This is a genomic window from Arthrobacter sp. Y3221114 (genome assembly GCF_059092625.1).
The window spans coordinates 146,651-168,436 of sequence record NZ_JBNHHW010000009.1 but is presented as its reverse complement, the minus strand read 5'-3'; the positions used below and the strand labels follow the sequence as shown (position 1 = coordinate 168,436).

At 69.1% G+C, this 21,786-nt stretch carries 19 protein-coding genes; 12 read left to right on the top strand and 7 right to left on the bottom strand.

What is annotated here, in order from left to right; translation table 11 throughout:
* Positions 1-200 precede the first annotated feature (200 nt).
* The 8 genes from AC5RV3_RS17310 to AC5RV3_RS17275 all read left to right on the top strand — a co-directional run bounded on the left by AC5RV3_RS17310 (position 201) and on the right by AC5RV3_RS17275 (position 7,680).
* The gene (locus AC5RV3_RS17310) at positions 201-1,772 is read left to right on the top strand and encodes a sodium-dependent transporter (protein ID WP_494123133.1); all 1,572 of its coding nucleotides are present in this window, start codon (positions 201-203) and stop codon (positions 1,770-1,772) included.
* The gene (locus AC5RV3_RS17305; RefSeq protein WP_493989459.1) at positions 1,769-1,906 is read left to right on the top strand and encodes a methionine/alanine import family NSS transporter small subunit; all 138 of its coding nucleotides are present in this window, start codon (positions 1,769-1,771) and stop codon (positions 1,904-1,906) included. The genes AC5RV3_RS17310 and AC5RV3_RS17305 overlap by 4 nt, the downstream gene beginning before the upstream one ends.
* 266 nt (positions 1,907-2,172) lie before the next feature.
* Positions 2,173-3,555 carry a 4-aminobutyrate--2-oxoglutarate transaminase gene (gene gabT / locus AC5RV3_RS17300; protein WP_494123132.1) on the top strand — a complete coding sequence of 461 codons (1,383 nt, stop codon included), beginning with the start codon at positions 2,173-2,175 and terminating at the stop codon, positions 3,553-3,555.
* A 235-nt stretch (positions 3,556-3,790) separates the two neighbouring features.
* A complete protein-coding gene (locus AC5RV3_RS17295; RefSeq protein ID WP_493989457.1) occupies positions 3,791-4,654 on the top strand; it encodes a universal stress protein in 864 nt (287 codons plus the stop codon).
* A gap of 233 nt (positions 4,655-4,887) precedes the next feature.
* Entirely contained in the window at positions 4,888-5,940 is a 1,053-nt protein-coding gene (locus AC5RV3_RS17290; protein WP_494123131.1) for a permuted SH3 domain-containing protein, read from the top strand.
* Positions 5,937-6,281, top strand: a complete 345-nt coding sequence (locus tag AC5RV3_RS17285; RefSeq protein ID WP_494123130.1) for an ATP-binding cassette domain-containing protein — start codon at positions 5,937-5,939, stop codon at positions 6,279-6,281. Before AC5RV3_RS17290 ends, AC5RV3_RS17285 begins: the two co-directional genes overlap by 4 nt.
* Positions 6,212-6,490 (top strand): ATP-binding cassette domain-containing protein, encoded by a 279-nt coding sequence (locus tag AC5RV3_RS17280; RefSeq protein ID WP_494123150.1) that lies wholly within the window; start codon positions 6,212-6,214, stop codon positions 6,488-6,490. Before AC5RV3_RS17285 ends, AC5RV3_RS17280 begins: the two co-directional genes overlap by 70 nt.
* Positions 6,487-7,680, top strand: coding sequence for an ABC transporter permease (locus AC5RV3_RS17275; protein ID WP_494123129.1), 1,194 nt, complete (start codon positions 6,487-6,489; stop codon positions 7,678-7,680). The genes AC5RV3_RS17280 and AC5RV3_RS17275 overlap by 4 nt, the downstream gene beginning before the upstream one ends.
* Positions 7,681-7,689: 9 nt before the next feature.
* On the opposite strand, the gene rarD is transcribed toward AC5RV3_RS17275, so the two are convergent.
* From rarD to AC5RV3_RS17240, 7 genes are all read right to left on the bottom strand, one after another.
* Positions 7,690-8,712 (bottom strand): EamA family transporter RarD, encoded by a 1,023-nt coding sequence (gene rarD / locus AC5RV3_RS17270; RefSeq protein WP_494123149.1) that lies wholly within the window; start codon positions 8,710-8,712, stop codon positions 7,690-7,692.
* Positions 8,713-8,783: 71 nt separating this feature from the next.
* Positions 8,784-9,776, bottom strand: coding sequence for a DUF6177 family protein (locus AC5RV3_RS17265; RefSeq protein ID WP_494123128.1), 993 nt, complete (start codon positions 9,774-9,776; stop codon positions 8,784-8,786).
* 8 nt (positions 9,777-9,784) lie between these two features.
* Positions 9,785-10,216: a hypothetical protein gene (locus tag AC5RV3_RS17260; protein WP_494123127.1), complete on the bottom strand. Its 432-nt coding sequence runs from the start codon at positions 10,214-10,216 to the stop codon at positions 9,785-9,787.
* On the bottom strand, positions 10,209-14,324 hold the full coding sequence (eccCa, locus tag AC5RV3_RS17255; RefSeq protein WP_494123126.1) for a type VII secretion protein EccCa: 4,116 nt from the start codon (positions 14,322-14,324) through the stop codon (positions 10,209-10,211). The genes AC5RV3_RS17260 and eccCa overlap by 8 nt, the downstream gene beginning before the upstream one ends.
* Positions 14,321-15,421, bottom strand: a complete 1,101-nt coding sequence (locus tag AC5RV3_RS17250; RefSeq protein ID WP_494123125.1) for a nucleotide-binding protein — start codon at positions 15,419-15,421, stop codon at positions 14,321-14,323. Before AC5RV3_RS17250 ends, eccCa begins: the two co-directional genes overlap by 4 nt.
* A gap of 20 nt (positions 15,422-15,441) precedes the next feature.
* Positions 15,442-16,767: a type VII secretion integral membrane protein EccD gene (gene eccD, locus AC5RV3_RS17245; RefSeq protein WP_494123124.1), complete on the bottom strand. Its 1,326-nt coding sequence runs from the start codon at positions 16,765-16,767 to the stop codon at positions 15,442-15,444.
* 2 nt (positions 16,768-16,769) lie between these two features.
* Positions 16,770-17,090, bottom strand: coding sequence for a hypothetical protein (locus AC5RV3_RS17240; RefSeq protein ID WP_494123123.1), 321 nt, complete (start codon positions 17,088-17,090; stop codon positions 16,770-16,772).
* 261 nt (positions 17,091-17,351) lie between these two features.
* Here AC5RV3_RS17240 and AC5RV3_RS17235 point away from each other — a divergent pair, with 261 nt between their 5' ends.
* From AC5RV3_RS17235 to AC5RV3_RS17220, 4 genes are all read left to right on the top strand, one after another.
* Positions 17,352-17,699, top strand: coding sequence for a hypothetical protein (locus AC5RV3_RS17235; RefSeq protein ID WP_493939538.1), 348 nt, complete (start codon positions 17,352-17,354; stop codon positions 17,697-17,699).
* Between the two features lie 152 nt (positions 17,700-17,851).
* Positions 17,852-18,157 (top strand): hypothetical protein, encoded by a 306-nt coding sequence (locus tag AC5RV3_RS17230; RefSeq protein WP_493989446.1) that lies wholly within the window; start codon positions 17,852-17,854, stop codon positions 18,155-18,157.
* 33 nt (positions 18,158-18,190) lie between these two features.
* Positions 18,191-18,568, top strand: a complete 378-nt coding sequence (locus AC5RV3_RS17225; protein ID WP_494123122.1) for a DUF6507 family protein — start codon at positions 18,191-18,193, stop codon at positions 18,566-18,568.
* Between the two features lie 58 nt (positions 18,569-18,626).
* Positions 18,627-21,785, top strand: a complete 3,159-nt coding sequence (locus AC5RV3_RS17220; protein ID WP_494123121.1) for a glycohydrolase toxin TNT-related protein — start codon at positions 18,627-18,629, stop codon at positions 21,783-21,785.
* Position 21,786: the final 1 nt, after the last annotated feature.

Below are 21,786 nucleotides of genomic sequence, written 5' to 3'. Positions count from 1 at the left end.
CGTTGTGCAGCTGCACTATGGGTGACACGCGTCCGGGGTGAGGCTCGACGGAGGCGGACGGGGCGGGCACCCAGACCTTCGTGCTTTTGCGCGGCGCCGGGTGCCGGTCACGGTTTTCGGGGCAGCTGCCACGGCGCTAGGATGGTCCGCGGCGTCACATGCGTCACACCCCTGCCAGCCCTACACCGTGAGGTTTCTTCATGAGTACCCCTTCACCGCAGGCAGCCTCGGGCGCCAAGCCCAAACGCGAGATGTGGTCCACCCGCAAGGTGTTCATCCTCGCGGCGATCGGCTCCGCCGTCGGCCTGGGCAACATTTGGCGCTTCCCATATGTTGCCTACGAAAACGGCGGCGGCGCCTTCATCATTCCCTACCTGGTGGCGCTGTTGACGGCCGGCATCCCGCTGCTGTTCCTGGATTACGCCGTCGGACACCGCCACCGTGGGTCCGCCCCGCTGGCCTTCCGCCGGCTGGCGCGCGGTGCTGAAGGGCTGGGGTGGTGGCAGGTGGCCATCTGCTTCGTCATCTGCGTCTATTACGCCGTCATCATCGCGTGGGCCGCGATGTACATGATCTACTCCTTTACCGAGGCGTGGGGTGACGACCCCGCCGGATTCTTCCTGGGGTCGTTCCTGCAGGTGAGCGAGGACGTGAACATCGGCTTCGACTTCGTGCCGACGGTCCTCATCCCGCTGGTGGCGGTCTGGGTAGTGGTGCTGCTTGTGCTGGCGGCCGGCGTGCAAAAGGGCATCGGGCGGGCGAACATCGTGTTCCTGCCGCTGCTGCTGGTCATGTTCCTGCTCCTGGTGATCCAGTCGCTGTTCCTCCCGGGCGCCGCCGACGGGCTGAACGCCCTGTTCACTCCCGACTGGGGTGCGCTCACCAACACGACGGTGTGGGCCGCGGCCTATGGGCAGATCTTCTTCTCGCTGTCCGTTGCCTTCGGCATCATGGTCACCTACGCGTCCTACCTCAAGCACCGGACAGACCTGACCGGATCCGGGTTCGTGGTGGGTTTCGCGAACTCGGGTTTTGAGATCCTGGCCGGCATCGGCGTCTTCGCGGCGGTCGGCTTCATGGCCTTCAGCGCAGGTGCCGAGGTCGGCGATGTGGCCGCCGGTGGGATCGGGCTGGCGTTCATCGCGTTCCCCACCATCATCTCGGAGGCCCCGCTGGGCGGACTGCTCGGGGTGCTCTTCTTCGGCTCGCTGGTGTTCGCCGGATTCACCTCGCTGATCAGCATCATTGAAGTCATCATCTCCGCGGTCCAAGACAAGCTCGGCATGAGCCGCATCAAGACCACATGGTCCGTCGGCATCCCGCTGGCCTTGATTTCCATCCTGCTGTTCCCCACCACCACCGGCCTGAACCTGTTGGACGTCACCGACGCGTTCGTCAACAGCTTCGGCATCATGGCGTGTGCCCTGGCGACCGTGCTGCTGGTGACCTACGGATTCCGCAAGCTGCCGCTGCTGGGCGGACACGTCAGCGAAGTCTCGTCCATCAAGCTGGGCCTGTGGTGGCGCATCATGGTGGGCATCATCGCGCCGATCGTGCTGGGCTACATCCTGATCAGCGAACTGATCAAGAGGATCCAGGAAGGCTACGGCGACCCGCCCATGCCCGACTGGTTCGTGAACGTCTTCGGCTGGGGCATGGCGGGGTCCCTGATCGTGGTCGGCTTCATCCTGTCGCTAATTCCCTGGAGCAAGAAGTCGGCGGCCAATGACCCGGAGTTGGATGCGCACACCCTGAAGGAGACACAGCCATGAGCACCGCGGCGATTGTCATGCTGATCATTTCCATCCTGACGGTCTGGGGAGGCCTGGCGTTGGCCCTGGTCAACCTCAGCCGCCACCCCGAAGACGAGGGTGCCCTGCCGACGGACCACGCACCCGAGCTCTGAACCGCTGCCCGCCCCGGCGGCGTCCCGCGGCCTCCATGCCGCTGTTGCGGGCTCTCCCTTCTGGCCAATTGCACGGCAAGGTGGCGCCGTTTATGTGCGGGCCGCCATAGGCAGCTTCGGGCCGGGAACCGTAATCTCGCTGTAGAGCGCGGCTTCCCCGTGGTCCGGCCTGCCCGCCGGCCTCCTGCGAAGCCGCGGCTGCGATGCGAGTGTGCGGGTCCTTCGGGCTGTCCGCGGCATTCCCACCTCAACGTGAAAGGCACATCATGACCACTCAGACGACCCAGCCCCAGTTCCGGCTGGAGCAGAAGCGGGATGTTTCCGCAGGCTTCCCCGGCCCGAAGTCCGCCGAACTGGCCGCCCGCCGCAGCGCCGTGGTTGCCGGCGGCGTCGCCTCCAGCGTTCCGGTCTACGTGGCCGACGCCGACGGCGGCATCATCACCGACGTGGACGGCAACTCGTTCATCGATCTGGGATCCGGCATCGCCGTGACCAGCGTCGGCGCCTCCGACCCCGCCGTCGTCGCCGCCGTGCAGGAGCAGGTCGCCAAGTTCACCCACACCTGCTTCATGGTCAGCCCCTACGAGGGCTACATCGCCGTCGCCGAGAAGCTGGCCGAGCTGACCCCGGGCGACCACGAGAAGCGTTCGGTGCTGTTCAACTCCGGGGCGGAAGCCGTGGAGAACGCAGTGAAGGTGGCCCGCATAGCCACCGGCCGCACCGCCGTCGTCGCTTTTGACCACGCCTACCACGGCCGCACCAACCTGACGATGGGCCTGACCGCCAAGGCAACCCCGTACAAGTCCAGCCCGGCCGGCAGCTTCGGTCCCTTCGCGCCGGAGATCTACCGGGTGCCGATGAGCTACCCGTACCGCGAGGAAGCCGACATCAAGGGCGAGGACGCGGCACGCCGCGCCATCACCATGATCGAGAAGCAGATCGGCGCCGAGAACGTGGCCGCCATCCTGATCGAGCCGATCCAGGGCGAGGGCGGCTTCATTGTCCCGGCCGAGGGCTTCCTGCCCGCACTGGCCGAGTGGGCCAAGGACAAGGGCGTTGTCTTCATCGCCGACGAAGTCCAGTCCGGGTTCGCGCGCACCGGTGCCTGGTTTGCCTCGGAGCACGACGGCGTGGTGCCCGACATCATCACGATGGCCAAGGGCATTGCCGGCGGCATGCCGCTCTCCGCAATCACCGGCCGCGCCGAGCTGATGGACGCCGTGCACCCGGGCGGGCTGGGCGGTACCTACGGCGGCAACCCGGTGGCCTGTGCCGCCGCGCTCGCTGCCATCGAAACCATGCAGACCCAGGACCTCAACGCCCGGGCCCGCCACATCGAAGAGCAGGTCATGGGCCGGCTGCGGAAGCTGGCCGAGGAAGTGGACATCATCGGCGAACTGCGCGGCCGCGGCGCCATGCTGGCCATGGAGTTCGTCAAGCCGGGCACCGGCCAAACCACCAAGGAGCCCAACGCCGAGGCCACCAAGGAGATTGCCGCAGCCTGCCTGCAGGAAGGCGTCATCATCCTCACCTGCGGCACCTACGGCAACGTGGTGCGCCTGCTGCCGCCGCTGGTGATCGGCGACGACCTGCTGGCCGATGCACTGGACGTGCTGGAAGCAGCCATCCGCAAGGTAGCAGCGGCCTAGCACCCGGGCACCGTCCGAACGGGCGGCCGCCGGAACCCCCGCCATCGGCGGCGGGGTCCGGCGGCCGCCCGCGGTCGTTTCGAGCCGCTTCAGCCGCCCGCTCGGGCCCCGGCTTCCAGCCTGTCGACGCCGGCAGTCTCCGGCTAGAGTCGGAACCATCATCGCCTCATCGGGTGCGGATGTTGCCGGCACCGCCGCATCCGCTGCTGCACGGACAGGGACAGGGGTAGTTTGCATGCGTTATGTGGTGGGTTACCAGCCGGACGAGCGGGGAGCCGATGCCGTGGCATTGGCCGTGGCAATCGCCCGGACCCAGGGGACGGGGCTGGATATCGTCTACGTGGTGGCCGACAGCGCTCCCTACGTGGCGTTGAACCCCGAAGGCAGCCGCGTCAGCGCCAGCGAGCAGGAAGTGCTCACCGCCCGCCGCGAGGCTTTGAAGCTGGTCCCGGCAGACGTCAATGCCGAATTCAAGGTGCGGTCCGCCGAGTCATTCGCCGAAGGGCTGATCGCGGCGGGCGAAGAAGCCGGCGCCAGGTTGATTGTCATCGGCGCCAGCAGCAACAGCCTGTTCAAGCGCTTCACGGTGGGCAGCGTGGCGAATGCACTCCTGCACGCCTCGCCGATTCCGGTGGCGTTGGCGCCCCGCGGCTACCAGCGGACAGAGCCGTTGACCCGGTTGACCGCATTCATCGGGGAGCGGCAGGGCGCACAGGCGGCTCGGGACGTTGCCCTGAACGCGGCGTCGCGCCGCGGCCTGCAGTTGCGCCTGGTCTCCCTGGTCTCCCTGGACACCCGTGAAGACTCGGACAGCGGCGAGGCCATCCACAGTGCCCACCTGCACGCGAACTCCGTGCTGGCCCAGGCCGCCACCGAACTGCCGGCAGGCAACGCCACGGTGACCGTGGCCCATGGGCGCAACATCGAAGAGGCCATCGATTCCCTGGACTGGGACGAGGGTGAACTGGTGGTCATGGGATCCAGCCGGCTGGCCCAGCACAACCGCCTGTTCCTCGGCGCCACGGCGTACAAGGTGCTGCGCTCGCTGCCGGTACCCATGGTGGTGGTTCCGCAGGAAGTGGACGGGGTGCGGGACTAATCCGGCGGGCAGGCCGCTGACCGTTCCACCGGCACATTCCCGCCTGCTGCGGCGCCGGCCACTCCGGTCGCCGCCCGGACGGTACGGTCCGGCCGTCCGGTCCAACCGTGTCTTGGCCGGTGGCCGCTGTCCGGTGCTGGTAACCTCCGTCACAAGCGGGTATTTGTCTCACGTCATGTGTCAACTCCCGTTGTCACGCGCCTCGGCGCGCACGTCGACAAGGGGGATTCCGCATGAGCGCTGTGCGCCGCTATGTTCTGCCGGTGGTCTGGCTGGCGATATTCGCAGTCATAGCTGCTGCACTCTTCAAGCTCGCCTTCGTGGATGGCATGCGCGCGGAGGCGGTCACCCGGCAGCCTTCCGCCCAACTGGTCACGCCCAGTGTCCCGGCGGCCTTGGGCACCGTGAACAATGTGGTGCAGCTTGAGGGCACGGTTGCCAGCGACCCGGCCGTGACCGTGCGCAGCACGGCGGAAGGCACGGTGAACTACCTGTTCGTAGCGGCCGGCGCGAACGTGGCCAAGGGTGATGCGCTCTTCCAAGTGCAGAAGCTCCTGGAGCCAGACGCCGTGCAGCAGGTCTCGCTCGAGCCGGATTCGGAGGACGAGCCGGCTGCACCGGCTGCCCCTGCGTACACCTACGTGAACGTGGTGGCCCCCGCTGCGGGCAAGCTCACCGATCTGTCCGTGCTGGTGGATCAGCAGGTCTCGGTCGGTGCCGAAGCAGCCATTATTTCCCCGGGCACGTTCTCGGTGACCGGAACACTGACCGCTGACCAGCAGTTCCGGCTGCTCGACCGGCCCAGTACCGCCACCGTGGCGGTCACCGGCGGTCCGGCTCCCTTCGAGTGCAAGGCAGTGACGGTCGGGGAAAGCCCGGCAGTCGGCGCCGCGGGCCCGGTCCAAGAGCAGCCCGGGGATCCGTTCGGACCGGCAGCCCCGGCTGCGGCGACGGGCACTGTCAGCTGCGCCGTGCCAGCCGACGTCAAGGTTTTCGCCGGGCTGGGCGCAACGATCGACATCACCGCCGGAACCGCCCAAAACGTGATCGTGGTACCCACCACGGCGGTCCAGGGCTCCGTGGACACCGGCCTGGTGTGGGTAGTGGAGGACGACGGCGGGGCGCCGGTTGAGCGTCCGGTCGCCCTGGGACTGAACGACGGGATGCAGGTGGAGATCGTCGAGGGGCTGGCAGAGGGCGACATGGTCCTGCAGTTCATTCCCGGCGCGCCCGGGGACCAGATGATGCCCGGCATGGAAGCCGATTTCGGCATGGTGGGCGGATGAGCGCTGCGGCGACGGGTGCCCCGCTGCTGGAGTTGCAGGGGGTGACGCGGAGCGTGCACATCCCGGACCGCGGCCCGCTGCACATCCTGCAGGGCATCGAGCTGAGCATCGGTACCGGAGAGCATGTGTCGATAGTCGGCCGGTCCGGGTCGGGAAAGTCCACGCTGCTGAACATCCTGGGCCTGCTGGACGTGCCCAGCACCGGCGAGATGTTTTTTGAGGGGCGGGCGGTTTCTACCATGGGGGAGAAGCAGCGAGCCGTGGCCCGCGGCTGGGGGAGAGGCCGCACAAGCTCTCCGGCGGCGAGCAGCAGCGGATCGCCATCGCGCGGGCGCTGGTGAGGTCGCCCCGGCTGATCCTCGCTGATGAGCCCACGGGGGCCCTGGACATAGACACCGGGCAAAGCGTGATGGCCCTGCTGGACGAGGTGGTTCAGGAATCGGGTGCGGCCCTGGTGACCATCACGCACGATGCGAATGTGGCGGTCTTGGCCCAGCGTCATTACCGGCTCGGCGACGGGATTCTGCACGCATCGGAGTTTGCGGCATGACCGGCGCCGTTGCCCTCCTGGTCGAGGCATGGGCCGAGCTGCGCATCAACAAGACCCGGATCCTCCTGGCCCTGATCGGCGTGGCGCTGTCCGTCGCGGCCCTGACCACCGTCGTCGGGCTCGGCAACATGGCCAGGGAAGGCCTGGTGCAGGGGCAGGAGCAAACCGGAGGCCGCGCAGCGACCGTGACGGTTGAGGTTCACACGCCGACGGGAACCGAGGATTCGGCGGTCCTGCAGGCCGCCTTCGAGGGGCTCGTGGAACGTTACGGCGTGGAATACGCGAGCCGCCGGGCCTTCGCCCAGGTTTCGTTCCAATTCCCCCACGGAGTCGTGACCGCCGAGACCACGGTGGTGGACCGCAGCTATGGCGAGATGCGGCGGGTCAACCTGGTCACCGGCCGCTGGTTCACGGAAGCGGACGCCGCGGCGCTTGCACCGGCGGTGATCATCAACGAAGCATTCCACCGGCAGCTGGGGGAGCCCGATCTGGCGCTGAATCCGGTCGTGCAGATCTTCCAGCAGCGGCCGATCGCGGCCACCGTGGTGGGCGTGATGCCCGACTTCTACCAGGGTGCCATGGCCCGGGCCATGATGCTCACCAGCCAGTACGAGCGTATGGGCCTGGGCGGGGCGGCGGGTCCTCCTCCCGTCTTGGAAATGTGGCTCCCGGTCGAACTCGAGCCAGGCCTGAGCGCGGCGATCGCCGGTGACCTCCAGGCCCAGTTTCCCGATGCCCAGGCGCATGTGTACCGCAGCGACTATGCCGCCTGGGGCGACCCGTTCGAGGGCATCCAGTGGGCGGTGGGCGGCATCGCCGGACTCGTGCTGCTGCTGGGCGCCGTGGGACTGCTCAACATCTCGATGGTCACGGTCAGGTACCGGGTGCGGGAGATCGGCATTCGGCGCAGTTTCGGAGCGACCTCCGGCCGGATCTTCTTCGGCGTCATGCTCGAGTCGGTGGTCGCGACGTTCGTGGCCGGCGTGGTGGGGGTGATGCTCGCCGTCGCCGTGGTGAAGAGCCCGTGGATCCAGGACCTGATCGCCCAGGGCATCAGCGAACTGCCGCCGTTCCCGGTGGAAGCGGCGCTGCTTGGCATCGGCGCTGCGACGGCCGTCGGCGCGCTTGCCGGCGTGATCCCGGCAGTGGTTGCCGTGCGGGTCAAGGTCATCGACGCGATCCGTTACTAGCCGGCCGCCCTAACCCGCGGCTGCCGCCGCGGGTTCGCCCCCGGCCTTGGGCGCCCGCTTGAGGGCAACGGCCATGTCGGTGGTCAGGATGGCCAGGGAGAGCCAGACCAGGCCGAAACCGATCCAGCGTTCCAGCGGCATGGGCTCGTGCAGGAAGACGAGCGCGATGATGAACTGCAGGATGGGGGCCAGATACTGCAGCATGCCGACGGTGCTCAGCGGCAGGCGGCGGGCGGCGGCGCCGAAGAACAGGAGCGGCAGCGCGGTGATGAGTCCGCTGGCCGCCATCAGCCAGAAGTGGCTGGTGCCTTCGGACAGCACAGTGGCCTGGCCGCCGGCCATCAGGATGAGCATGATGACCACCGAGACCGGGGCCAGCACCAACGTTTCCACGCTGAGGCTGGTGACGGCATCGACCCGGCCGCCAATGTTTTTCTTGACCAGGCCGTAAAACCCGAAGCTGAGCGCCAGGATCAGTGCAATCCAGGGGACGTTGCCGTACCCGAACGCGAGCACCAGTACCGCTGCGAACGCCACGCCCATCGCGGCCCACTGGGCCGGGCGGAGCCGTTCCTTGAGCAGGATGACCCCCAACAGCACGGACACGAGCGGGTTGATGAAGTACCCCAGCGCCGCTTCGATGGCGTGTTCATTCAGCACCGCGAACGTGTAGGTGAACCAGTTGACCGCAATAAGGACCGCGGCCAGGGACAAGGTGGCGAAGGTGCGCCTGTTGACCAGCGCGGCGCGGAAGGTGCGCCAGCCGCGCAGCGCCGTGATCAGCAGGAAACAGAACAGCAGCGACCAAACAATCCGGTTGGCCACGATCTCCAGCGGCCCGGCGGGTATCAGGGCGGTGAAGTACAGGGGGAGGATGCCCCAGAGGCCGTAGGCCGAGAGGCCATACGCCATGCCGGCCCGGGTCTCGGTGGTCCGCCGCCGCGGTGCGGATGCGGGGACGCCGTCACTGCGTGTCTCGGCCCGAGGCGCAGGGACGGAGGATCGGGAGGAGGAGGCACCGCCGTCGTTCATGGACACGCTGGCGACAACCTCCGGTCAGTGGGTTCCATTCCACCCACCGTACTCCTGTGCAGCCGCGGCGGTCAGAACTTCCCGCCGGCCAGCTTTCCCACCAGTTCGCTGAACTCGTCGAGCGGATGCCGACGGCCCCCGGAGGGATCGCGGTGGTACGTGACGGCGAGCGACTGCAGCGGCGGGACGCCCACCAGCCGCGCGCGCTCGCCGGCGGCGGCCAGGGCCTGCTGCGGACCGAACTGCGCAAGCGCCTCCGGCCCGAAGAACGAGCATGCGGGGACGCTGACGCCGGTGAAGCGGGCAGGGAAGGCCAGCCGGTCCAGCAGCATGGTGTGTCCGGCCAGCGCGGTGCGGGCGTGTGCGCGGTGCATGGCCGAACCGAAGGAGGCCAGCTCGTCGTCGCTGAGCGGATCCACCGATTCGCAGAACAGCTCCACCGACTCGTGGACACCCGTCGACGAGCGCGTCACCGTCAGCACGCCGATGGACGGCACCTCCGTGCCGGGACGGGGGCGGCCGACCACGACGATGTTGCTGGTCATCGGCGCGAGGCGGAAGCAGTAGCTGGTGAGTTCGGCCGCGTCCCACGGTTCGCTGACCGGTTCGTGGATGCCCCACCCCACCGGCGCGGCGCCGGTCAGCTCCGTGAACAGCGCGGCGGTGAAGTCGCCGATCCGGGTGGACTCGCTGGCCGGATGCAAAATCTCGCCGCGGGCCTGGATCACGCCGTCGGATCCGGCCGGTGCCTGGAGGTAGTCCGCTGCCAACTGTTCCTCGGCGGCGAAAACGTCACCGCTCCAGCGGTACTGCTGGCCGGTGAAGCCGTTGTAGAACGTGCCGTCCGCGGCGCTGGCCATCCAGATGCAGCCCTCGCGCTGCAGCAGCTGGTACAGCGGCAGCGTCAGGGTGCTGGTGCTGGGCGTCATCACCACGAACTGGCGCTCCGATGCGCGGGCGGCCTCATAGGCGCGGGTGAGGGTGGGGGAGAGGAACGCCAGCGGCTTGTCCTGGAAGACGACGGCGGTCCGCCCGGTGTGGAAATCGAAGGCGGAAGCGTGCATGTCCATCACTATTCTCCGGACCCGGGCAGTTGGTGGACGACGACGGCGCCGCGGCACCGCACGGCGATGTTCTGCGCCACCCGGTAGCCGAGCTGGTCGCCGTCGGGGATGCCGTTGCGGATGGTGATCTCCTGCCACCACAGGTCCTGGTGCTCGGGCTCGGCGAAGTCCGGGTCGTCGGAGAAGATCGACGGGATCGGGGTGCCCTCGATGGCCTTGACGGTGGCGCCGGCGAGCAGCCGGGACACCTCGCCGGGGACCCGGACCAGGCGCGGCAGTTCGACGGCGAGCATGGTGGTGCCGCGGCCGTCCTCCACTTCCAGCAGGGCGTTGCCGGCCACCTGGCGGACGTACTCCTGCGGCACCACGGCCAGCAGCGAAACCATGACCACGTCCTGGCCCGGTTCATCGAGCGCGACGACGGTGACGGTGTTAGACATTGGCGGTTGCCTCCATCGGCGTCCATAGGGTCTGCACGGTCTGCACCGGGCCGCCGGAGCGGACCAGCAGTCCGCGGCCGGGCGGCAAGCGGCGGGCGCGCACGTTGTTGAGCAGGCCGCCTTCGGAGCGGTCGCCGGAGAGGATCAGCCCGGTGCTGCCGGAGTCCCGCAGCGCGGCGAAGAACTGTTCGTACATGCCGCGGCCAGCCCCGCGCACCCGGCGGGTGAGGATCACGTTCAGCTGCAGTTCCGGGCCCATCGGCAGGTACTCGATCAGCGAGCGGAGCGGTCCGGCGCCGCCGGCCGTGAGGATGTCGTAGTCATCGGCCAGCAGCACTATCCGCGGGATGCTGTCCGCCTCGCCGATGCTGTCCTGCATCGCGTCGCCGCCGGCGGCACGCTTGGACAGCTCCGAGGCGATGGCGTTGGCCAGCGGCTCGGCCTGGGCCGCGCTCGGCGCGTAGCCGCCCAGGTAGGCATCCGGGACCACGTCGGCCAGCGCCCGGCGGGGGTCGAAGACGGCGAAGACCAGGTCCCGGGACGGGTACTGCGCCACCAGCGAGGCCACCAGGGAGCGGACCAGGTTGGTCTTGCCGGACTGCTCGTCGCCCATCACGATCAGATGGTGCTCGCCGCGGACGACGTCCAGCATTTCGGGGCCCAGATCGGTCTCGCGCAGGCCGAGCGGCAGCAGGCCCTGGAGCGCCGGGACCTCGAGCTGGGCGGCTTCGACCACCTGCGGCAGGATGCGCACCTGCATGGCGCGCGCATCGGTGGAGGCGGCGACGGCGGCCACCATGTCCCGGGTGCCCTGCGTGGCCGTGTCCGCGTCGGCCACGCCGTCGATGCGGGGGAGCGCAAAATGGCCGAAAAGCTTGGCGTCGGTCAGCGCGCGGCCCGGGCGGTCGGCGGGCATGGTCTCGGCCAGTTTGCGGCCGTAGGAGGAATCTGCCGGATCGGCCAAGCGCAGCTCGATCTTGGTGCCGAAGAAGGACTGCTGGGCCAGCCGGATCTCGTTCTGCCGGTTGGCGGTGGTGACCACGTGGATGCCATAGCCGCCGCCGCGGGCGATCAGCGAATGCACGGCCGGCTCGATGTCCTCGAATTCATCGGTCAGCAGGCCGTAACCGTCCAGGACCAGCACGACGTCGGCGCTGGGCAGTTCGGGAATCTTGCCCTGGGCGCACAACCTGCGCAAGGTGGCCAGCGAGTCCACCTGGTACTTCTCGAAGACGATCTCACGTTCGCCCAGCATGGCCAGCAGTTCTTCGACCGTGCGGCGGACCACCTCGCGGTTGGTCCGCACGGCCACGCCGCCCACGTGCGGCAGGCCCTCCAGCGGGATCAGCGAGTTCCCCAGCAGGTCCACGCAGTAGATGCCCACTTCCTGCGGGCTGTGGGTCAGGGCCAGCGAGGCCGCGATGGTGCGCAGCGCGGTGCTCTTGCCCGACTGCGGTCCGCCGATGATGGCCACGTTGCCGCCCGCCGTCTTCAGGTCCAGTTCCCAGACGCCCTGCCACTGTTTGGCCGGGTCATCCAGCAGGCCGATCGGGACCTTCAGCCCGCCGCCGGAGGCGAGCCGGATGCCCTGGCTGGTGGTGGTCACCGAACCGGCGGCGGTGTCCAAGGCCAGCGCCGCCGGCAGCGGCGGCAGCCAGATGGGATCCATGGCGCGCGGGAACCTGGCCAGGGTGGCCATCAGCGCTGACAGGACGGTCGGGCCGGTGGTGCGCTTGGACGCCCCGGTACGGGCCGGCTTGGCGGCGGCCGCGCCGGCGTCGTCCGCCCGCTCCAGGCTGGCCGCATAGGTGGGCATCGGCAGCACCCGGGGGCCGTCGTCGTCGGCGGTTTCCTCCGCCTCCCGGGCCTGGACATCCTCCAGCGGGCCCGACACGTAGCCGGCCTTGAACCGGGTGTAGACGGTGGTATCCACCTTCAGGTAGCCGTACCCGGGGACCGGCGGCAGGTGGAAGGCGTCCGGCGTGTCCAGCACGGTGCGGGACTCCGATTCGGAGAGCGTGCGCAGGCCGATCCGGTAGGACAGGTAGGTCTCCAGCCCGCGCAGCTTGCCGGACTCGATCCGCTGGCTGCTCAACAGCAGGTGCACGCCGATGGACCGGCCGATCCGGCCGATGGAGAGGAACAGGTCGATGAAGTCCGGCCGGGCGGTGAGCAGTTCGCCGAACTCGTCGATGATCACCACCAGGTGCGGCAGCGGCTCCATGGCCTCGCCGCGGGCCAGCCGTTCCTGCCGGTGCAGCTGGTAGTCGGTGATGTTGGCGATGTTGCCGGCGGCCTTGAGCACTTCCTGCCGGCGGACGACCTCGCCGTTGAGGCTGGAGTAGATGCGTTCGATCAGGCTCGCGTCGTCGGCCAGGTTGGTGATCACGCCGGAGACCTGCGGCGCATCGGCGAAGGGAGCGAACGTGGCGCCGCCCTTGAAGTCCACCAGCACCATGGACAGCAATTCCGGCGGATGGGTGGCCAGCAGGCCCAGCACCAGCGACCGCAGCATTTCCGACTTGCCGGAGCCGGTGGCGCCGACGCAGAGCCCGTGCGGGCCCATGCCGAACTGCGCCGATTCCTTCAGATCCAGCAGGGCGGGCCGGCCGCGGTCGTCGGGGCCCAGCGGGATCCGCAGGAAGTCCACTTCGCTGCGCGGCTTCCAGAGCCGCCTGATGTCCGCCTCGTCCAGTGCCGGGCTCAGGCCGAGCATGTCCAGGAAGCTGTCCGAGCTGGCGGCGGTGTTGTGTTCCAGCGAGTCCGCCGAGAGCCGCATCGGCGCCAGTTCCCGGGCCAGCGCCTGGGCGGTCGCCACGGCCAGCGGGTCGAGGGTTCCCTGTTCAACGACCGGCTCGACCGGATCCTCGCGGTAGTTCTGGATCAAGAATCCCGAGTCCGACGGCGGGGCGCCGGCTTCCGGGGCGGCGGCGCCTGCCGCGCGGCCCGCCCGGGGGAGGGCCGTCCGCGCGCCGGACGGGGCGGCGTTCGCGGCCGCACCGTCCTGGGTGACGCGCACGCTGACTTCGCCGGGTTCCTGGCCGCGGTCGGCCACCAAGTACACCACGGTGATCCCCAGGTGGGCCAGTCCGGCGTGCCGGTCCGGCAGCACGAGTTCTTCGGGCAGCCCGCCGTAGCAGTCGGCGAGCACCAGCAGGCGCGGCAGGTGCTGGCTGGCGCCCCTGAGGTTCTTGGAGGATTCGGCCGCCACCACCGCGCGGCGGTTCAGCTCGTCGGCCACCACGGCCCCGAGTTCGTCCAGGGAACGGGCCATCCGGCGGACCGGACCGGTGGCGTGGGCCTGCTTCTGGTCCGCCAGGTGCGGCAGCCACAGGGCCCAGTCCCAGTCGCCCAGCCGGTCTTCGCCGGCCGCGATGCCCACATGCAGGTCTTCGGGCGAGTGGAAGGCGCAGGCCTCGGCGAGCAGGTTGCGGGCGGCATTGAGCACGAACGCGCGGGAGCCGACGATGCTGACGTTGCCGGCCGAGTCCAGCGGCAGGGTCAGCGGCAAATCCGGCGACCTCTCATACCGCCGCTGCAGGATACGGACCTCGTTGTCCATGAAGGTGTCGCGCTGGGCCGTGGCCGGGCCCTGCTCGTTGATGGTGATCTGCCGGCTGATCCGCTCTCCGGAGCCAATCCGCACGTGCAGGAAGTCCTCGTTGCCGCGGCGCCGCTCCCACAGCCGTTCCGTGTTGCGGACAATGTCGAAGAGGGCAGTGGGCTCCGGGTTGCTGGTGCGCGCCGTGGTGATGGTGCGCTGCTCGTCGGCGCGGAGCGTGGCCCGGGACTCCTCCAGGTACTCCAGGTAGCGGTCGCGCTCCTCGGCCCGGGTACGGGCCGCACGGCCGCGCTGGCCCAGCATCATGACGATGGACGCGACGACGGTCACGATCATCGCGATGGCGCCGACGGCGGCCAGGCTGTTGCCGCGGAAGAGCATCATCACGGTCATGGACAATCCGGCGCCCAGCAGCGGAATCAGCGCCATGGCGTTCATCCTGCCGGACTTTTCGGCCATCGGCGGCGGGGCCTCCAGGCTGAAGGGCGCGGCCTCACGGGCCGGGGCGGTGGTCCGGGCCGGCCGGTGGAAGATCTTCACGCTCATCGGCCGGTATGCTCCATCGCCAAGGCCAGCGCCGTGGAGGCGAGCTCCGCCGCCTGCAGCCGGACGGCACGGGACATCAGGCCGGGGTCGATTTCGACCCCGCTGGCCAGGTGCCGGTCATACCCCAGGGGCAGCACGGGGATCCCGTCCCGGGCCAGCAGCTTGGCTTCGGACATCGGATCCAGCGGGGCGTCGGCATCCGTCTGGGTCAGCACGGCCAGCAGGCCGGTCCCGCCCAGCTCCGGGGTGGCTGCCCACGCGGCCGCCGTCCGCCGTACGTCCTGGACGCCGGCCACCGAGGCGGGGGCCACCAGCACGGCCAACTGCGCGGCGCCGACGGCCCAGTTCGTGTCCGGGTTTTCGCCCGGGCCGGTGGCGCAGTCGTAGACCGCCACCGGGCAGTACCGGGAGATGTTCTGGCCCGCGGCGGAGAGCGCGGTGTTCCCGGCATGCCCGCCGAGGGCACGTGCTCCGGCCACCCAGAGGTTGGGCCCGGCGGCGGCCAGCCGCCGGCGCAGGTCGTCGGCGCCCGCGGCGGGGGAGTGTTGCAGGACGGAGGCGGCGTCGTCGATCGCCGGCGCGTCCGGCACCCCGAGGCGCAGCGCCAGGGTGCCGCCGGCGGGTGCCAGGTCCACGGCCGCAATCGTGTCCTGCCGGGCCGCCGCGTACAGCGATGCCAGCAGCGCCGCCGTCGTGGTCTTCCCGGCCCCGCCCCGGCTGCCGATCACCGCGATCCGGCGCCCCGTGCTGACGGCGGCCTGCGCGCCGGCCGTCGCGGCGACCAGCCGCTGCGGGTAGTCGTCGGAGGAGACCAGGCCCTTCGCCGCCCGGAAGGTGCGGACCAGCCAGGGCTCGCCGCGCCGGCTGCGCAGGCGGCGGCGGCGCTGTTCGGCATCGGACTCGAACGGACCGGGCCCGGCGGGTTCGGCGGACGGAACCGGCGTGCTCCACGGATCGGCCAGCTGCGTCCGGCCGGGGCGGCCTGCACCGGATGGGGCCGCCGGGGGCATGGAACCCGGAGCGGGCGGGCCCGCCGGGACGTGGCCGGTGGCGGTGTTCTCCCGGGCGATCAGGTCCCTGCGCGAAATCGGTTCCATGGAGTCGGTTCCAACCTGTCTCAGTCGAAGGTGGTCAGCAGCGAGGCGAAGACGCCGAACAAGCCGATGACCAGCGGGACAGCGGCCAGGATGGCCAGCGTCTCCAGTCGGTTGGCCAGCAGGCGCAGTTTCGCCGCGGAATGGTCGGCGAGCGTGGCGGTCAGCGAGATCACGACGGCGATGGCCAGCACCAGCAGGCCGGCCGCCACGAACCAGCCGTGCCCGGGAGCGAAGGCCAGCACCGAACGTGCCAGGGCGAGCGTGCCGACGGCGGCCGCCAGGTACAGCGCGATCCGATCGGTGGCCAGCGGAAAGGCACGCGCGCGCAGCCCGGTGGCCAGGGCCAGGCAGCCGATCAGCGGCATCGTCCAGACCTGCGACGCGGTGTCGGTGCCCAGGATCCACAATCCGGCGGCCACGGAGAGCGCCGCCAGCGCGGTGCCGAAGCTGAGCCCGCGGTGCGCCGAGGCGATGGCCACGTGGACGTCGGTGCGGCCGATGCGGCCGCCCTTGGCCCGCCGGTCGTCCAGCGTGGCCAGTCCGGACGTGGAGAGGGCGATCTGGGGCAGCAGGCCAAGGGTTGCGCAGCTGAGCAGCGCGGCCACGCCGGCAGCCCGCACCGGGTCGCTGAAGAGAGCCAGCGAGGCGGCCCAGAAAACGGTGAGCAGGGCCAGCAGGCCCGCGGCCGACATCAGCGCCCGCGGACGCTGCGAGATCAGGCCGGCACAGACCAGTGCCACGGCGCTCGCCGCGGCGGCCAGCAGCGCGTGCGTCCCGGGAGCGGCCGGCAGGCGCAGCACGCCGCCCACGGCCAGCAGCCAGCCGGTGCCAACGAGCAGCGGGCCCAGTACCGTTGCGGTCGCCCGGCCCAGGTAGATGCCGGCGCCCAGCAGCACCGCGGCCAGCGCGAAGAAGACAGCGGCGGCCATGGCGGGGGCGGCGCCGTCGAGCAGCAGATGCACGCCCAGATGGAGTCCGACGGCGGCGAAGACGGCCCCCGTCCCGCGGCGGACCCGCTCGGTCCAGCGGCCGCCGATGTCCTCGGTCTGTTCCACCACGGCGTCGGTGATGTCGTACACCACCGGTGCGGGCGGGGCCTCGGACACATTCACCAGCCGGAGCATGGCGCCGTCGGCGATGCCCGCGTCCGTCAGCGACGCGTCCTCGCGGACCGGATCGCCGGCGGGGGTGATCAGCGTCTTGACGGCGACGGCGGCGGCCGGCTGGTCATCGAGCAGCTCCAAGACCTGGGGCAGCAACAGGCCGACCGGCGTCTGCGACGGGAGCAGGACGTCCACGTGGCGCTGCGGTCCGGCCACGGTGACGCGGGTAAAGGTTTCGGCCATGCTCAAGCGGCTCCTCGGTGGGGGACGAGCGGCAGGCGGGCGCCGCCGTCGTCCGCCGGATCGCCACTGAGGTGGAGGACGACGGCGGACTGCGCCCGCTGCTGCCGTTCCTGCCGCAGGTCCTCCAGCAGGTTGGTCACGAACGAATAGCCCACGCAGACGGCGGCAATGACCGCCGCCATGGCGATGCTGAAGAAGAAGGTGCGCACGCTGGACTTCCAGCGCCGCTGCAGCGGATTCGCGCCGTACAGCAGCGCCGCGGTCAGCCGGGCACGCCGGAGAGCCACGGACTCAATGAGCTGGTTGTCGTAATCGTGGGCCACGTCTCTCCTCCCAAGCGGTGCGTCGCCTACCGAGCTTATCGCTCCAAGTGATGGATTAATTCCCGCGTGTCCCGCGCAGGATGGGGAGATGTACCCATTAACTTCGATTGACGCAATGCGGGCCAGCGCGTTCTATGGTAAAGGCGGGGAACCGCTCGAGGACAACCGGCCGGGCGGCAACCCGGCGCACCGCGGACGCAGCAGGCGTCCGCCGGCGCAAGCGGCAGCTACAGCCCCGTGACGGGGCACGGAGGTGGAGCAATGAGCGGCAACCAGTTCATCAAGATGGAAAAGAGCGCGTTTGTCGACGCCGGAAAGGCCAGCGCGGCGGCCGACACCGAACTCCAGGCACTGATGAAGGAACTTGAGGCAGTCCCCGAGCCCATGCGCGGCAACACCGCCGGCGACTTCTGGGAAAAGTTCAAGGGCATCATGGGCCGGGCCAACATGGTGGCGTCCGGGCTGCAGAAATCCCTGGTCTCCATTCAGCAGGGCCAGTCCGAGGTCAACACCACCATGCAGCTGGGCGAGCAGCAGCAGGCCGACGACGCCGATGCCACCGAGGGCAAGGCGGCCTGGGACGACGCGGTGTTCCGCAACCGCGGCTAGCCTGCCCCGGCAGGTGGCCCCGGCAGGTGGCCCCGGCGGGCGGCACCGGCTTAGGGCCTCAGGGCAGCGCCCCCACGGCCCCGCCCCTCAAGCGGGACTGACTCACAGACGATCTTTTTCCGGCCGAGGCCGGGCATGAGGAAGGAAACATCATGGCAGACCAGAATTCATACGCCTTCTCCGACGGCGGAGCATCGCAGGCCCAGGACAACCTGGACCGGGTGAAGAAGAAGCTCAACGCGCTGGTGGAAACCCGCAAGAAGGACGCCGCGGACCTGCAGGCCAAGTTCCAGGCCACCGACATCGCAGAGCAGTACGACCGGGTGGAGCAGGCCTGGGCAGACGCCGGCTTCGCGTTTGCGGGCATCATGGCGGACGTCCACAAGCTGCTGGAGGACGCCAAGAGCACCGCGGGCAACACCATCAAGACGGCCGGCGGGAAGATCGCCAACATCTAGACCGCCAACATCCGGCACGGAAGGCAAACAGCAGTGGCACTCGACGGCTGGGACATCGAACCCACCAAAGTCCAAACAATCGTCACTACCGCCAGCGGGCGGGCCGACAGTTTTGAGAGGGATTTCCCGGCCCTGGGTACCGCAGTCGGCGACATCGTCGCCGCCGCCAAGTCCGGACCGGTGATGGATGCGCTCAACGGGTGGGCGGAGAAGACCGTCCAACCCGGACTGAACAGTGTTGCCGGACGGCTGCAGACCACGTTCCAGGGCACCATGGACGCGGTGAACTCCTACGTCATGGGGGACGCGCAGATGGCCGGAGACGCCCAAAACCTGATCGGGACCCTGCCCGAGGTGGAAGACACGTCGCGTCCGCACCGACCGCACGGACCCACTCCGCTGGCGCTCTGATCAACCGGTCCGCCACTTTCACGAACATCTAGTCTCACGCACCGAATAAGGGGAATCAATGACGGCCTGGGATCCCTACTCCGAGGAATACCCGCAGCGTCCCGACGCGGAACTGCTGCGCACCCATGCCAAGGCGCTGGATGACAAGGCCGAAGACATTGACGACGCCGTCGAACTGATCGAGAGCGACTGGAGCGGGCTGGAAGCGGTCTACAAGTCGCCGGAAGCCCCGCAGGTCTACGCCGCGGTCCAGCCGATCAAGACCACCACCGAGGACATCAAGTCCGACACCGCAGCCATCAAGGCGGCCATCGAGGCATTCGCCGACTGGGCGGATACCTTCACGTCGCGCTACGACGCGCTGGTGGCCCGCTGGCACGGCGTGCGGGCGCGGATCGCGGACGAAGGCAGCGACTGGCGCAAGGACGAGGACCTGGTCAACGACGACAATCGGATCCTCAGGGACGCCAACGCGTTGGCGGCCGAGCACATGGCGGCCGAGCGCACCTGCGCCAACGCGATTGCTGCGCTCTACGGCGGTATCACGCTGGTCGAAACCACCCAGGACGGCCCCGGCACCGGCGAGCAGGCGTACGGCTACTCGGCAGAACAGCTTGATTCGGCTACCGGCGAGGGCCACATTCCCTGGGGCAAGCCGACCGAGTGGGACAAGCCCTGGTACGCGGACGTCTGGGACGGCATGGTGTCCTTCGGCAAGGGCGTTTGGAGCGGCATCACCGGCACGGTGACCGGCCTGTGGAACATGGTCAACTTCACCGACGGCGAGACCTTCGCCGCCACCTGGAAGGGCATCGGCCAGATCGCCCTGAACGTAGCCATCGTTTCCAGCCCGATCACCGCCGCCGTCGCCGAATCGATCGGCGGCCCGGGAACGGTCAAAAAGGCGGGCGAGGAACTGCTGGCCGTCGGCAAGGCAGCCATCCACTGGGACGACTGGCAGCGCGACCCGGCCTATGCCGCCGGCGCGACGGCGTTCGATCTATCGGCCATCCTCCTGACGGCCGGCGGCGGCGCCGTGGCCAAGGCCGGCGGCGTGGCCAACAAGATCACCGCGGTCAGCCGCGCCGGCGGGGCAGCGTCCAAGGTGCTGGACTTCTCCGGCCTGTCCAAGACCGCGGGCCTGACCACCAGGGCCATCGACTTCTCCACCAACTTCAAATTCACGGCCATTGACGTCACGACCAACGGCTTCAAGACGGTCACGGGCACGGTCCGCCCCTACGTCAGCACCGCCGGCCACGTTTTCACCGACGGGCTGCGCAACGCCTCCTCCGGCCTGCGCGCCGGCGCGGACAACCTCACGACGTCGCTGCGCACCGGCGCGGACAACCTCACGACGTCGCTGCGCACCGGCGCGGACAACCTGGCCAATGCGCTGGGGGGCCCGCGCCTGGCCACCGCCGGCGGTGGCTACACCCCTGCCCACCGGTTCGACGTGGACATGCCGTCCAGCCGGAACACCAGCACCATCATGAACTTCGACGCGGACGGGCCCAAGCCGTCGCCGGGCAACAGCGGCTACACAGTGCCGGAACCTTCGGGCCCGCCGCAGTATGGCCAGCGGGTCGAGACGCCGGAGACCAACCCGGCGCCGGCACGCATTCCCGACACCGAGGCGCCCCGCAGCACTCCGGAACCCGATCCCACCACCCCCAAGGCTCCGGAACCCGATCCCACCACCTCCAAGGCGCCCGCTGCGGAGGCCAACGACGGTGTCAACGGCTATGACGTGAACGGGCAGCGCGTCGACGACAACTTCCGCCATCCGCAGTCACCACAACACGGCGCTGCCATGCCTGACGTCATCCAGAATCCGGAATCACACGCGAGGTACGGCCAGCACCGGGCCGATGACCTCTACCAGGACGTCGCGATCCCGGACTGGGCGGACCTGCCCAAGGACCAGCACGGCCGCCTGGACATCAACAGCGACCTCGACGACATCGTGGACCGTTCCCAGCCTGCCTATGGCACGGATGAGTTCGGGAACCCCTTGGATAAAGGCGAGTACGCGAACCGCTACAGCGAGTTGGACGAGTTCCGGCCGGACGAGTACCGGGCGGCCTATCCGGACAACGCCGGAGCGGCCGAGGGAACCATCCGGACGTACTCGTCGTACGACGACCTGCAGGCAGACTTCGGACAGGTCAAGTTGGACCGGATCGGTCCCAACGGCGGAGACTACCTGGCCATCGAGGGGACCCCGTGGCACATGCGCGGCCTGCCGGTCGATACCCTCGGCAAGCCGCTGCACCACTTCGAGCTTGAGCGGTTGCCCGAGGGCGTCAAGATCGAGGTCTCCGAAATCGCCCCGGCTTTCGGACGCCCGGGCGGCGGAACCCAACTGCGGTTCCTCGACATCACCCAGGGGTCGGAACCCAAAGCCATCGGCGTCGACGAACTGATCCGCAGGGAAGGCCTCCGCGAGACCGGACCCCGCCAATTCGACCCGCCGTGGGCGCGCAACGCCGACAACCCGGTGGACCTGTTGGCCGAGCACGACCTCGACTTGTCTGCACGGAAATCCGTCGTTGACGCGGTCGAAGAGCAGGGCATCACGCTGGAACGCACGACCGTCTACGAGGTGGACGGCCGCGGCAAGTTCTACACGAACTCCGCCGGCCATATCCAGCAGATCGAGGCTCCCAGCGGATCCAAGGGCAACTGGAATCCCGAGTTGAACAACCCGAGGCCCAACATCAGGTACCACATCGACGGCAACATCGTGGTCCACACGGACGGGTTCGGGCGCCCCACGGCACTGCACGCCCACGACCTTGAGTACTTTCCCAAGAACCGGGCCGACACCTGGCGGCATCCGGGCAACCAGACCCACGTTGGGGGACACGGCGGCGGCGACTACGACGGCGGCCACCTCCTCGCGGCAATGTTCGGCGGCCCGGGGGAGAAGATCAACCTGATTCCCCAGCTGAACATCCAAAACCGGAACCTCGGCCTGGGCGCCCTGACACCCATCGAGCGGCTGCGGCTGACGGGGGCCGCCGAGACCTGGTATGACACCGAGCTATGGATCCGCGACCGGCTCCGTGACGTGTCTTCGGACGGCAGCAAGCCCTCGGTCACGTGGGACGTCCGCCCGATCTACGATGCTGGTGACGGAAACCGTGTTCCACATATGGTGGAACTCAAAGTAACGGTCAACGGCCAAACCCGGCGCTTCGACTTCGAAAACTAAG

What these genes read in the sequence shown, in the direction of transcription:
- AC5RV3_RS17310 (WP_494123133.1), top strand. Translation starts at nt 201, where the DNA reads ATGAGTACCCCTTCACCGCAGGCAGCCTCGGGCGCCAAGCCCAAACGC.
- AC5RV3_RS17305 (WP_493989459.1), top strand. Translation starts at nt 1,769, where the DNA reads ATGAGCACCGCGGCGATTGTCATGCTGATCATTTCCATCCTGACGGTC.
- gabT (WP_494123132.1), top strand. Translation starts at nt 2,173, where the DNA reads ATGACCACTCAGACGACCCAGCCCCAGTTCCGGCTGGAGCAGAAGCGG.
- AC5RV3_RS17295 (WP_493989457.1), top strand. Translation starts at nt 3,791, where the DNA reads ATGCGTTATGTGGTGGGTTACCAGCCGGACGAGCGGGGAGCCGATGCC.
- AC5RV3_RS17290 (WP_494123131.1), top strand. Translation starts at nt 4,888, where the DNA reads ATGAGCGCTGTGCGCCGCTATGTTCTGCCGGTGGTCTGGCTGGCGATA.
- AC5RV3_RS17285 (WP_494123130.1), top strand. Translation starts at nt 5,937, where the DNA reads ATGAGCGCTGCGGCGACGGGTGCCCCGCTGCTGGAGTTGCAGGGGGTG.
- AC5RV3_RS17275 (WP_494123129.1), top strand. Translation starts at nt 6,487, where the DNA reads ATGACCGGCGCCGTTGCCCTCCTGGTCGAGGCATGGGCCGAGCTGCGC.
- rarD (WP_494123149.1), bottom strand. Translation starts at nt 8,712, where the DNA reads ATGAACGACGGCGGTGCCTCCTCCTCCCGATCCTCCGTCCCTGCGCCT.
- AC5RV3_RS17265 (WP_494123128.1), bottom strand. Translation starts at nt 9,776, where the DNA reads ATGCACGCTTCCGCCTTCGATTTCCACACCGGGCGGACCGCCGTCGTC.
- AC5RV3_RS17260 (WP_494123127.1), bottom strand. Translation starts at nt 10,216, where the DNA reads ATGTCTAACACCGTCACCGTCGTCGCGCTCGATGAACCGGGCCAGGAC.
- eccCa (WP_494123126.1), bottom strand. Translation starts at nt 14,324, where the DNA reads ATGAGCGTGAAGATCTTCCACCGGCCGGCCCGGACCACCGCCCCGGCC.
- AC5RV3_RS17250 (WP_494123125.1), bottom strand. Translation starts at nt 15,421, where the DNA reads ATGGAACCGATTTCGCGCAGGGACCTGATCGCCCGGGAGAACACCGCC.
- eccD (WP_494123124.1), bottom strand. Translation starts at nt 16,767, where the DNA reads ATGGCCGAAACCTTTACCCGCGTCACCGTGGCCGGACCGCAGCGCCAC.
- AC5RV3_RS17235 (WP_493939538.1), top strand. Translation starts at nt 17,352, where the DNA reads ATGAGCGGCAACCAGTTCATCAAGATGGAAAAGAGCGCGTTTGTCGAC.
- AC5RV3_RS17230 (WP_493989446.1), top strand. Translation starts at nt 17,852, where the DNA reads ATGGCAGACCAGAATTCATACGCCTTCTCCGACGGCGGAGCATCGCAG.
- AC5RV3_RS17220 (WP_494123121.1), top strand. Translation starts at nt 18,627, where the DNA reads ATGACGGCCTGGGATCCCTACTCCGAGGAATACCCGCAGCGTCCCGAC.